Raw genomic sequence first — 11,440 nt, 5'->3', positions numbered from 1 at the left:
TTTAATTTTTTATCTAATTACCCAGCGTCAGAATACCTAATGCCATATCTACCAATAATCGTTTACTTTTTAACCACTGGCGCCCAAGTAAAATTTCAGATACTCCTTGACCTACATGTACAGGAATATCAAAGACTTGTCTATCGACTCGAACCTTACCAAGATAAATATCAAATTTAGATTGACCCTTAGCAAGTCGCATATCCCTCTCGCCTAAATATTGCCAATTAAACCCGTCTATATCCTGCTTATCAAGAGCCATCCATTCTGAAAAGCCTCAGAATTTATACTTAGCATATCAGTTTTATGGTCAAACTCTACAGATAGAAAAGCTATTAGCAATTTAAAAAGTTTAGAGACTCACCATGAAAGTAGATGCATGAAACAAAGTTTGCGTTGATTACATAACATAAAATACCTAAATTGAGAATGAAATATTTATTGAATATTTACATAAACTTATCTATTTTATCGATATTTACGTAAATTTTATCTATTGATAATTTTATGAAAATAAAAAGATATTTAAGTTTAAGTAATTTGTATAAGAAACTACTTTTATTTACAAAGCTTAAATGTTAATTTTTGTTACAAAGTAACAATTGCAACAAAAGCTACATCCGGATGAAAAGACTTACTCGAAGAAAACTCTTTCAGTTTGGACTTGCGGTGGGTGGTTCTTTACTATTACCACTCTCATACCAGTATCGGACTTATGCTAAAGATGCTGGTAGCCCAAAAGTGATACCTTTTTCACTTCCATTCAAGATTCCGCCAGTACTGAGACCTGTACGCAGTGATAGCACGACAGATTATTATGAAATCACGATGCGAAGAGCTTCAGTAGACATTCTACCTGGAAGAAAGACTGAAATTTGGAGTTATAACGGTATGTCACCAGGACCCACCATAAGACAGCGAAAAGTCTGGTATCCAGAAACTCAGCAATTCCGTCGCTCTGTGGTTCGCTTTATAAATAGTGTAGGTGTGCCAACAACCGTTCACTTACATGGAATGGCTTCTTTACCGCAGTACGATGGCTACGCAGAAGATATGTCTGCTCCTGGCTTTTACAAAGACTATATATATCCGAACAACCGCGCTGCTACCTTGTGGTATCACGACCATGCACTGCACAATACCGCGCGCAACGTGTACATGGGTCTGGCTGGAATGTACATCGTTGAAGATGATGAAGAACTGAACTTACCTTTACCAAAGGGTCAGTATGACGTGCCACTTATGCTAGCAGATAAGATATTCGCTAGGGATGGGAGACAGGTTTTTGATGACCAAGGTGAAAAGCATGTAATGGGTGATGTAATTACAATCAATGGCGTACCTTGGCCTCGGATGGAAGTAGCTAATCGCAAGTACCGCTTTCGCTTGTTAAATGCTTCTATCTCTCGCTCATATCTCCTTAAACTCAGCACTGCAGATGACTTTATTTTCATTGGTACTGATGCCGGACTAATGTCCCAACCAGCAAGAGTCAAAGAATTTCGCATCGGGCCAGCAGAGCGCTATGAGTTTATCCTTGATTTTTCTAGATACCCAATTGGTACTCAAGTAATATTGCAAAACGGTAAGTTGCCCAATAATGATGAATTCGACAATACAGATAAAGTGATGCTCTTTGAGGTAACGCGTTCCGAGACCGATAACAGTTCGATTCCCAACGTGCTACGGAATAATATTCCACCTGTTTCTGAAATGATGTCTCAAGCGGTGAGAACTAGAGACTTTAGATACGAACGCAGCAACGGTTTGTGGGTAATTAACGGCAAAACGTGGGATAAAAACCGAGTTGATGCAAATCCCGCACCAGGCGATGTTGAAATATGGCGTATATATAATAATGCTGGTGGCTGGCATCATCCAATTCACGTCCATTTAGTAGATGCTCAGATAATCGACCGTAACAGTCAACAGCCTTTCGCCTACGAACGCGGCTGGAAAGACGTTTTTTATGTTGGTGAAAATGAGAGTGTGCAAATTGTGGGCAAGTTTAGTTCCACCACGGGAGGGAAGTATATGTCCCACTGCCATAATACTGTTCACGAAGACCATGACATGATGAATCAGTTTGAAGTTGGTATAGGAGGTCCAAGTCCTTTTTCAGACCCTCCTAAGCCACTTCCAGCACCACCACTTTAAATTCAATATTCACCAACATCTACCAATCATCCAAATCTATGGAAAATTTCTTCAAAAGAATTATATTTTTAGGATGTAGTTTGGTGCTAACAGTGTTGATTTTATTTGTGACTGCGGCGCCTGCGATGGCGCAACATTCTCATGATTCATCAATCTCTCCAACTGATAGTCAAAAATCAATTAGTACTGAACAATTTCATGCTGCTGAGAGTTTTTTTAACCAAGCACTAGAACAACTTGATATCGGAAACTTGGATGCTGCTCTTGAATACCTTAACAAAACAATCTCGCTGAACCCTTATCATGAATATGTTTACCTAAATCGTGGTGAATTACACCACAAACTTAAACAATATCCCCAAGCAATTGCTGATTATACCCTTGCAATTCAAAGTAATCCTAACTTTTCTTATATTTACGTCCAACGCGGAAAAGTTCGCGATGCTTTAGGAGATTACCAAGATGCAATTGCCGATTATAGCAAGGCAATTCAACTTTATCCGGAGGATGGTATTGGTTATAGCAATCGCGGTGCAGTATATTACAAACTTGGACAGATAGCATCTGCTATTTCGGACTTTAATCAAGCTATTAGATTCAATAGTGGTCGTGCTGATGCCTACTTTAGGCGCGCTGATTTTCGCCAGAAGATAGGAAATTATCAAGGTGCTGTTTTAGATTATCAAGTAGCAAGTCAATTGTATTCAGAGCAAGGCAAAATGGCAGAATCTGAAAACATGATAAAGCTGCTGCAAAAATATTCAAGTAGTTAAGCATTTATGGATGAAAAAATCATAAAATGTTGCAATTTATAGTCATGTTAACAGAAGAATTTACGCTGCTTTTCTCTAATTTATTCTCTAATTTATTTAGAAGAAAAAGGCTCAGGCAAATTACCGCATTAATTTTTTTCTGTACAATAATGGTTGTTGCTGGACAAACTGTATCAGCCCAACTCACCGGACCAGCTGTTTCTACACCTCTGACTTCGCTGAAAACTGTCAGAATCCCCGAACCTGATAATATTAATGACTTTATTCGCAACAAGGCAGAGGCAATCGCCTTGGGTAAGACTCTGTTTTGGGATGTACAGGTTGGAAGTGACGGGGTACAATCTTGTGCTAGTTGTCACTTCCATGCAGGAGCAGATAATAGGTCAGAAAACCAAATTCACCCCGGTGCAGATAATAATTTTAATACAGGCGGTAGACCGAATTATCAGTTAGCAATCGGCGATTATCCTTTTCATAAACTTGCCGACCCTAATAACAGAGCAAGTACTGTAATGGCTGATAGTAATGATGTTACAGGCTCCCAAGGAGTACATTTAACGAAATTCAATGACATAATTCCCGGTAGCCCTCAAGATAATGTTACCGTGCAACCAGACCCAGTATTTAACGTTCAAAATGTCAACGTGCGCCAAGTAACAGGCCGTAACGCCCCTAGTGTTATCAATGCTGTATTCAATGACCGCAACTTTTGGGATGGAAGAGCGCAGAGCATATTCAATGGAGTTAATCCCTTTGGTTCGCGGGACCCCAATGCTTTCGTGTTAAAGTCAACAAGAAAACAGCAGCCTCCACAAGAGGTAAAAATCAGCCTCAATAATTCTTCCTTAGCTTCCCAAGCAGTTGGCCCCCCATTAAGTAGCGTTGAAGAATCTGGTACTAATAGAATTTTACCGGATGTAGGGCAGAAATTTAACCCCAAATTAAAAAGTAATAAGCTGAGTAGAGAAATAGGTAAAAAACTAAAAAGCCTTAGACCCCTCGGTCAACAACTCATACACCCTGAAGATAGCGTCTTAGGTAAATTAAGTAGATGGCCCAATCAAGGTATAAAAGACAAATCCTACGAGGCAATGGTACAGGATGCCTTTAAGCCTGAGTGGTGGGACTCTCAGTACATAGTTAAAATTGGTGATGATGGTAAACGAAGATACATTAGACAGCCTCAAGGACCAAGGGCTACCGATGAGTTCTCGATGATGGACTATAACTTTTCCTTGTTTATGGGTCTAGCAATTCAAATGTATGAATCTACGCTAGTCTCTGATGAAGCACCCATTGACAAATTCCTAGAAGGTAACAGTAATGCCCTAACTGCACAGCAAAAATTAGGATTAGAAATTTTCCAAAACAAAGGTAAATGTATCAACTGTCATGGAGGAGCAGAATTTACTAATGCGAGCGTGAGGAACGTTAACAAAGAAAAAATTGAACGCATGACAATGGGGAATGATAAAGTGGCAGTCTACGACAACGGCTTTTATAATATTGGCGTTCGACCAACTCAAGAAGATATTGGCGTAGGCGATGTAGACCCATTTGGTAAACCACTTTCGCTGACAAAGTTGACTCAAGAAACAGTTGCTCTCGGCAAGATTCTTCCGCCTATTATTAAAGCTAGTCCGGGTGAAAATATTTCAGATGCACCCCTAAGCCCATATGAGAGAGCTGCTGTAGATGGAGCCTTTAAAACACCCGGACTGCGTAATATAGATTTGACTGCTCCCTACTTTCATAATGGTGGAGCATTGACCTTGCGACAAGTAGTAGATTTTTACAATCGCGGTGGAGATTTTCATGAGGAAAACATTGATAATCTAGATGCGGATATTGAAAATCTCAATTTGACAGAGCAAGAAAAAGATGCACTCGTGGCTTTCATGAGAACTCTAACTGATGAGCGCGTTCGCCTTGGACGCGCACCCTTTGACCATCCACAGTTGTTTATCCCTAATGGACACCAAGGAAATCAAAACTCTGTCATTAATGATGGTACTGGTAAAGCAAGGGACGAACTAGTCGAAATCCCAGCTGTTGGGCGTAATGGTGGTGAACCTTTACCAAATTTTCTAGGAAATTAAAAAATTAAATTCGTATGCAGTATTCGGTGAATTATAAATTTCTGGTGCTGCTTCCCTAGCATTGGCGCCTTGAAACTTTAAGTATGAAGAAGTCGGGAGTAATGCCTCTCGACTTTTTATAGCACCTTCCGGGAGCAAGCATTAAACGTTTATGTGTTTTTACTTATTATAATAGGATACTAAAATACGCATGACTGAAGTATATTGTGAAGTTTTGTAATATATATTGCTAGCAAAATAGTTTACATGGAGCGCTTATGGCAATTCATTTTCGGTTTAATCCAGAAAAAGCTGTTGAAGCCGCAGCAACACTTTTAAAGCTGCACGGTAAGCCAATGAACTATTTAGGTTTGCTAAAAATGCTCTACATTGCTGACCGTATTGCATTGCAACGTATGGAGCAACCCATCACTGCAGGTAATTACGTGTCGATGGAGTATGGTCTTGTTCTTGGCTATGTTTATGACTTAATTAAAGGAAAACCCGTTGATGATGCTTTACCTGTTTGGTCGAAGTTTATTTCTCCTTGTAATTCAGATTATGTTTCCCTGCTAAACGACCCAGGAAATAGGGAACTTTGTGAAGAAGAAGAAGATATTCTTAAGGAAGTTTACCAAACTTTCGGACATTTCAATATATTTGATGTTGCCAAATGGACTGATGATTTTCCTGAGTGGAAAAATTCTCATGGTTCTGCTATTCCAATTTCGGTAGAAGATGTTTTGCGATATGTGGGTAAGTCTGATGAGGAAATAGAACAAATTCAGCAAGAAGCCATTAGAGAAGCTTATCTAGATGAGGCTTTACATGGCTAGTATTGCGATTAATTTGGGAGATGCTTTTTTGATAAATACACCTCCCAATGGCGAACATCTCTATATCGCAATTGCACAAACTTCTGAAAGTAAGTATTTGTTTGTGAATGCAACAACTTGAAGAAGTAGCTCTGAAACTACCTGTGTTATTTTACCTGGTACAGATGTGCCGGATTTTATTGTTCGTGAGTCTGTAATTGCATATCAATTTGCCCGTGAGATGGATGCTAGGGAACTAGCTACCTTGATTATGCCTGGTAGCCCTATCCCAAAGGGATCATGTTCAACTACTATTCTTTCACAAATTCAGCAGGGTGGTTTAGTTTCCAAACGGCTGAAGAATAAGTATAAAATTGCACTACAAAGCTTTCTTGAAAATAACTTAGAAGACAAGTTGTAGCTCGTGGTGCCTTACCTATTCAGCAGGTATAATTCTTTTTACCACAGAGGCGCTGAGAACACAGAGACAAAAGGATATTAATAAGCAAATCTTATAGCTTAGAAGCCACCTTACTATTGGTGCCAATCTTAAATCTTTTATACTCTTCTCTCTGTGGTCTCTGTGACTCTGTGGTAAAAAGAATGACTTGAAGGAACAGGCAGGGATGCCTGTTCCACAAGAGGGGATTAGACTTTTTTAAGGCGTTTTGCTTTTGTTAGGGCGTTTTTGGTTTCTACTTGTTGGATGGCTGCTTGCCATACTTCATAACCGTTGAGGCTGAGGTGTAAGCCGTCGGTTGTTAGTTCTTGACGCAGGTTGCCTTGAAAGTCGGTGAACCAGTGGTGAATGTTTAGGTAGTTGGCGCCTTCTTGTTTGGCGATAGTTGAGAGTTTTTGGTTGATATTACGGATGCGGGTGTTGGGTATTGTTGGTAAGCGTGTTGGTAAGATTGATTGAACGATGATTTGTGTCATCGGGTGTTCTTCACGTAGACGGCGAATGATGCGGCGATGATTACGTAATATTGTTTCGTCTGTGGTGCCTCGACGCAGGTCGTTTATTCCTGCCATGAGGTAAATTACATCGGGTCTTGTTTTGGAGAAGGCTGATATTCTTTTTAATACGCCTGCTGAGGTGTCTCCAGAAATTCCTTGATTTAACCACAGTTTCCCTGAAGGTAATTTGTCTTTAGGGAACCACATGCTTAGGGAGTCTCCGACTAATACGCTAAGACGGTTGTCTCCTTGACCGTCTGACATTGCTCGCGCTTCTAAGGCTAGTAGTCCTTTCCAGTCTTCGTAAGATAGCTGGCTTTTTCTACCGTCTGGCTCTTGAGTTGACCTTACTGATGCTAGTCGAGTATAAATTCTGCCGAGTCTTAGGGCTGCTAATCGTTGGTAGTATAGTTGACTTCCAGATAGTGGTCTGGTGGCGCTTGGCTGCGTAATTCTACTAGGCGCCACTGGATTACTAACTGGGTTACTAAATTCAGGTGCGGAATTTTCGGGAGTTGCAAGTGGTGGTAATTGGTTTTGGGTGGCGTGGGACTGCTGCGACTGCGAACCAACGTTGATGTCTATAGGTAATGGTGCATCTTGTTGGGCAATTGACAACTGAGGTAAAGCTGATGTGGGCACTGCCAGTCCTGTCAACACTCCCGCTGCTAACAGATATACATCCTTCATCGCTTTATCTCCCCTCGTAAAATTTATAATATATTCCCTAATCTCGGCCTATAGCGACCGATTTCAGGAAATTTCTTTGAATACTAATTTATTATTTTTATTTACACCGCCTCCAAATGTAAAGCCAGCTGCATGTGATACTTTTCACAAACTCTTTAAAAAAGCCTTGTTAGCTTGAATTGTTTGTGTGATTTTTAGCCAAGCTTCAGCGGAGAATGCGGACTTTATCAAGATTAACATCTTCCACCACTCAAGCAAATACTCAGAGCTATTACTTTGCTGTATTTGGTCGATGTAATAATTTTGCCACCAATCAGGGGCATATTTACTGTTGCAACGCTTTTTCCAACGACGGCGCCAACGCCAAAAAACTTGAGAAAAGTTTGCCCCGACAATCGGTGGGGGAGGAAAATCGGCGTAACTGATAAATCTACTGATATTAGCACCATGAACGTAAGCTACGTAGCAATAACAGTCAATTCGCTTTATTTCCTCAATTTGAATGTTGAACATCATCGCGATAGCTTCCTCTGTCACAAATCGTGCTAACGGATGTATAAAAGGAGACTTGTAGGCAATTTTGGATACACGAATTGAGGGTGCTGCGACCCTGATTGTTGTTACCATAGGTATATGAGTCCCTTTGACAAGGGATGTGCTTGAATATTTGTAGCTAAGAGTGAGATTACCGACGCATATAAATGTTGTCGGCAACCTGACTAGCTTGGAAAAAAGGCTATTTATCTATAAATTGATAGTACATCTATCTTATCTTATAAATTCCGAAAAAATCATAAAAATTAGTATAAATATTCTATTAAAATTTTAGATTAATCATCGAAACGATACTGGCTGCCTATTATATAGTCTTCATTCAGTTCAAAACTAAGCCATTGGCGCCGTAGTGTTTCGGCGACAAAGCCTGTAGTGTTGGAGCCTGCGAAGGGGTCTAGCACGATGTCGCCTTCCGAGGTGAGGAATTTGATGAAAAATTCTGCGAATCCTGACGGGTAGCGTGCCGGGTGTGGTTTAATATCGGCTTGTTTACAGCGTTTTAAATATGGAGTGTTCGATTCGGTGTTGGCAAATTCGAGTAAATTCGGTGGAATGGCGCCTTCGTTATCTTTTTGAAATTTGGTTGAAATATCATGACCACTAGGTCGTAGTTTCGCTTTGTAACCATTTTTGAGTAAGTTTTTCATACTCTCGCTGTATGGTTTAAGAACTTTACGGTTATCTGCTCGTGGGTTGGGGGTTTTTGAGAGCCACCAAACGACGTTTACTGAGTCTTTAACGCGAATGCGTCGAATATTGACCCACTCGGCTGGTGTTGGCAAGCGTGCAGGGTTGTAATGAAAGAATTCTTGTGCTAAATAGAACCCGACTTCTTTACATAAGCGTACTAGAAGTTCGTATTGATAAATACTGCGTATTGGGTTTCCTGGAAGATAGGCGCCGCCTAAATCTAATACAAAAGAGCCGTTTTCAGCTAAAACGCGCTTAAATTCGTGGGCAAAGGGTAAAAACCATTCTATGTATTTTTCCGCACTTTCGTTTCCATATTCTTTCTTACGTGTTAATGGAAAAGGAGGTGAAGTTAAAATTAAATTTATACTGTCATCTTGTATTGATTGAATTAAATTCAAGCTGTCACCCAGGTACATGGCGCCGTATGTTCGGGTGTAATATGAATTTAGTTGAAGCGCAAGATGCGATGCTGTAGAGTATGTGTCCAATCTGATTTTACTTATTGCGTCTGCTTTCTCGGAATATAACGCATAAGTAAACTAAAACACAATATGTTCGTAATGTATCTTGTGATCTGTCATGTTGAACGTAGTGAAACATCTTATAACTTTGAAGATTAATAAGATTCTTCGCTACGCTCAGAATGACAATTGTGTGCATGACAATTATATACCTGTTAGGACTTGGGATAGCTCTTTTGAAAGGTCTACGTTTGATTCTTCTTGTTTGGTAAATAAGACTCCAGCTAAGAAGTAGTAGTCACCTGAATAAAATGCCATTTTATTACTACGCATTTCTTCAATGTGATTTTTGACTTTTGGTTCTGAGCTGTAGTAACCAAATTCGATAGGTAATACAGTGAATTTGTTAACTGAGTAACCGTTGGCTTTAGCTTGTTCTATGGTACTGATGGGATTAGAATAGCTAGATACTAGTACTAAAACGTTTTCGTATCCTAATGTTAGCAGCTTGTTTGTAATGGCGGCGCCGTCGGTTCCACCAAAAAGTAATGGCATATAGATGTCTTCATCTGGTGCGGGTAGATAAGGAGGGTTAGAGACGAGACATTCAGATTGACTTTGATTTGATTCAAACAAGCTAGAGTTGTCTATTATATATTTGTCGGTTAGGCTATATTCGTCAATAGTTAAATTCGCGACTTTCCATGCATCGGTATTTAACTCAAATCCATGTATCAAACCTGCAAATTTATTCCGCAGTAAAGAGCAAATTACAGGACTACCATCACCTGAACCAAATTCAACTATATATTTAAAGTTTTGACGGTTTCTTAAAACAAAGTTCTCTAAACAGTTGGAGTAGAAGTTAGATTCTTCTGGGCAGTAAAAAATGTCTTTCATGATGTTAGGAGTTAAGAGGGGCGGGTTTACGAAATTTTTGATTATGGCTAGGTTATTGGTTAACCCGCCCGTACAGGGGTTTCGGCTTGGCGGATTGATTTGACGACTGCTTCGGCGGCGCGGTCTCCCATTAATTTTTCTTGGTCGTATCCAAGTAGGAGTTCCCATGCGTTGTTGGGATAAAGTTCTGCTAGGGGTAATGCCACATCGTCGAGCATCCATTGACCGTGACGTTCGTCTTCACGAATATGGAGTTCCCAGTAACCCATTGCTGCATCTGACAAATTAAGTCTTTGTGCTGCGGTTAAATAATTACGATATGCACTTGGACCTGCTACCTCGAAGTACGTTAAGGCGCCTGAATAACGAAGGTAATAACGTTTACGTTCTGTAGTTAAAAAATTATGATTTGCACATGCTAAAACTTCCCAAGGAACCAAGTCAAAGTAACCTTCTGGCTCGGTATTCATATCAAATTCACTAAGCATAGCTGCGAAATATGTTGAATGCTTACGGTTAAAGCGACCATTACCGTATTCTTCAAGCAATACTTTCACTAATGTACATTGGATAGGGTTTGCTGTACCGCCAAGAATGCGTGATAAACGACTACCTTCGACTAATCCATCAAATGAGCCTATAGCGAGCAAATGTTTATATCCTTCAACGCTCATTTCCTCACGAATGTAACGACTTCCTTCGGAAATTTCTGGATTTAAATCATAAGCTACGCGGTCAATTAACGCTTGCTTGACATCAAGTTTTTGTAATGACTCAACATCTATTTGTGCTAACTCCCATTTTTGCCAAGCTGTCTCTATGCTATTACGAACTCGCTGCAAGTACAAAGAGCGTTCGTTTTCGTAATTTTGTAAATCATCGTACCAAAAAAGATACAAACGATTTATTCTGTAAAGAATTCGCTGAAGGAAGCGATGTGCTTGATAGTCTTCGGCGCCATCGTATGCGGCAGTTAACGCTGTAGCTAAAGCGAACTCGAAATATGTCGCAATGTCAGGGTTTATATTTAACTGCTTGTCTAAATTTTCAACAGCCAGTAACTGCACAAACTGCTTTTCGGCAATGTCGTAGTTGTCACTGGGCGCGGTATTCTCTTGTAAATATTGGTTTTTTCCCTCGGAGTCAATGCGAGGTAGCTCAATTGAAATACTTTGCATGAAATTAGTGGTGCTTTATAGAAGCTGTAAAATTTATTCCCTTAACACTAATTACATTTTCATTTTGTAGCGCTAATTACCTCTCACCTTCGCCATAAATACCACTAAGACTAAAGTATGATAAGAAACAAACTAATTGTAATCATTGTAACAGTTTCTCTTTGTTGTACAGACACGATTAAT

General features: G+C 39.9%; 12 protein-coding genes. 6 read left to right on the top strand and 6 right to left on the bottom strand.

Translation table 11 applies throughout. From position 1 onward, the window contains the following. Positions 1 to 13: 13 nt before the first annotated feature. Entirely contained in the window at positions 14 to 262 is a 249-nt protein-coding gene (locus DSM106972_RS36165) for a hypothetical protein (protein ID WP_127085216.1), read from the bottom strand. A gap of 362 nt (positions 263 to 624) precedes the next feature. Here DSM106972_RS36165 and DSM106972_RS36160 point away from each other — a divergent pair, with 362 nt between their 5' ends. The 6 genes from DSM106972_RS36160 (at position 625) to DSM106972_RS52770 (ending at position 6,244) form a co-directional block, all read left to right on the top strand. Then, positions 625 to 2,157 (top strand): multicopper oxidase family protein, encoded by a 1,533-nt coding sequence (locus DSM106972_RS36160; protein ID WP_127085215.1) that lies wholly within the window; start codon positions 625 to 627, stop codon positions 2,155 to 2,157. A gap of 38 nt (positions 2,158 to 2,195) precedes the next feature. Next, positions 2,196 to 2,930: a tetratricopeptide repeat protein gene (locus tag DSM106972_RS36155; protein WP_127085214.1), complete on the top strand. Its 735-nt coding sequence runs from the start codon at positions 2,196 to 2,198 to the stop codon at positions 2,928 to 2,930. Between the two features lie 26 nt (positions 2,931 to 2,956). Continuing rightward, positions 2,957 to 5,029 carry a cytochrome-c peroxidase gene (locus DSM106972_RS36150; RefSeq protein WP_233787691.1) on the top strand — a complete coding sequence of 691 codons (2,073 nt, stop codon included), beginning with the start codon at positions 2,957 to 2,959 and terminating at the stop codon, positions 5,027 to 5,029. A gap of 257 nt (positions 5,030 to 5,286) precedes the next feature. After that, entirely contained in the window at positions 5,287 to 5,844 is a 558-nt protein-coding gene (locus DSM106972_RS36145) for a Panacea domain-containing protein (RefSeq protein WP_127085213.1), read from the top strand. Beyond that, a complete protein-coding gene (locus DSM106972_RS55110) occupies positions 5,837 to 5,965 on the top strand; it encodes a hypothetical protein (protein WP_267901203.1) in 129 nt (42 codons plus the stop codon). Before DSM106972_RS36145 ends, DSM106972_RS55110 begins: the two co-directional genes overlap by 8 nt. Before the next feature lie 45 nt (positions 5,966 to 6,010). Beyond that, complete coding sequence (locus DSM106972_RS52770) at positions 6,011 to 6,244, top strand: hypothetical protein (RefSeq protein ID WP_201800831.1); 234 nt, start codon at positions 6,011 to 6,013, stop codon at positions 6,242 to 6,244. A gap of 227 nt (positions 6,245 to 6,471) precedes the next feature. On the opposite strand, the gene DSM106972_RS36135 is transcribed toward DSM106972_RS52770, so the two are convergent. The 5 genes from DSM106972_RS36135 to DSM106972_RS36115 form a co-directional block, all read right to left on the bottom strand. Next, positions 6,472 to 7,470, bottom strand: a complete 999-nt coding sequence (locus tag DSM106972_RS36135; RefSeq protein ID WP_127085212.1) for a GDSL-type esterase/lipase family protein — start codon at positions 7,468 to 7,470, stop codon at positions 6,472 to 6,474. 144 nt (positions 7,471 to 7,614) lie between these two features. Beyond that, positions 7,615 to 8,097 carry a hypothetical protein gene (locus tag DSM106972_RS36130; RefSeq protein WP_127085211.1) on the bottom strand — a complete coding sequence of 161 codons (483 nt, stop codon included), beginning with the start codon at positions 8,095 to 8,097 and terminating at the stop codon, positions 7,615 to 7,617. A 203-nt stretch (positions 8,098 to 8,300) separates the two neighbouring features. Next, positions 8,301 to 9,134: a DNA-methyltransferase gene (locus DSM106972_RS36125; protein WP_233787786.1), complete on the bottom strand. Its 834-nt coding sequence runs from the start codon at positions 9,132 to 9,134 to the stop codon at positions 8,301 to 8,303. A gap of 249 nt (positions 9,135 to 9,383) precedes the next feature. Next, entirely contained in the window at positions 9,384 to 10,079 is a 696-nt protein-coding gene (locus DSM106972_RS36120) for a N5-glutamine methyltransferase family protein (protein WP_127085209.1), read from the bottom strand. A gap of 59 nt (positions 10,080 to 10,138) precedes the next feature. After that, positions 10,139 to 11,257, bottom strand: a complete 1,119-nt coding sequence (locus DSM106972_RS36115; RefSeq protein ID WP_127085208.1) for an iron-containing redox enzyme family protein — start codon at positions 11,255 to 11,257, stop codon at positions 10,139 to 10,141. Between the last annotated feature and the right edge of the window lie 183 nt (positions 11,258 to 11,440).

Source organism: Dulcicalothrix desertica PCC 7102 (genome assembly GCF_003991905.1).
Lineage (GTDB): Bacteria > Cyanobacteriota > Cyanobacteriia > Cyanobacteriales > Nostocaceae > Dulcicalothrix > Dulcicalothrix desertica.
The sequence above is the reverse complement of the archived record's forward strand: the minus strand, read 5'-3'. Positions and strand labels throughout refer to the sequence as shown.

Excerpts from the sequence above, each read along its gene's own strand:
- DSM106972_RS36135 (WP_127085212.1), bottom strand. The coding sequence starts at position 7,470 with ATGAAGGATGTATATCTGTTAGCAGCGGGAGTGTTGACAGGACTGGCA.
- DSM106972_RS36155 (WP_127085214.1), top strand. The coding sequence starts at position 2,196 with ATGGAAAATTTCTTCAAAAGAATTATATTTTTAGGATGTAGTTTGGTG.
- DSM106972_RS36115 (WP_127085208.1), bottom strand. The coding sequence starts at position 11,257 with ATGCAAAGTATTTCAATTGAGCTACCTCGCATTGACTCCGAGGGAAAA.
- DSM106972_RS36165 (WP_127085216.1), bottom strand. The coding sequence starts at position 262 with ATGGCTCTTGATAAGCAGGATATAGACGGGTTTAATTGGCAATATTTA.
- DSM106972_RS36160 (WP_127085215.1), top strand. The coding sequence starts at position 625 with ATGAAAAGACTTACTCGAAGAAAACTCTTTCAGTTTGGACTTGCGGTG.
- DSM106972_RS36150 (WP_233787691.1), top strand. The coding sequence starts at position 2,957 with ATGTTGCAATTTATAGTCATGTTAACAGAAGAATTTACGCTGCTTTTC.
- DSM106972_RS36125 (WP_233787786.1), bottom strand. The coding sequence starts at position 9,134 with ATGTACCTGGGTGACAGCTTGAATTTAATTCAATCAATACAAGATGAC.
- DSM106972_RS36120 (WP_127085209.1), bottom strand. The coding sequence starts at position 10,079 with ATGAAAGACATTTTTTACTGCCCAGAAGAATCTAACTTCTACTCCAAC.
- DSM106972_RS36130 (WP_127085211.1), bottom strand. The coding sequence starts at position 8,097 with ATGGTAACAACAATCAGGGTCGCAGCACCCTCAATTCGTGTATCCAAA.
- DSM106972_RS36145 (WP_127085213.1), top strand. The coding sequence starts at position 5,287 with ATGGCAATTCATTTTCGGTTTAATCCAGAAAAAGCTGTTGAAGCCGCA.
- DSM106972_RS55110 (WP_267901203.1), top strand. The coding sequence starts at position 5,837 with ATGGCTAGTATTGCGATTAATTTGGGAGATGCTTTTTTGATAAATACA.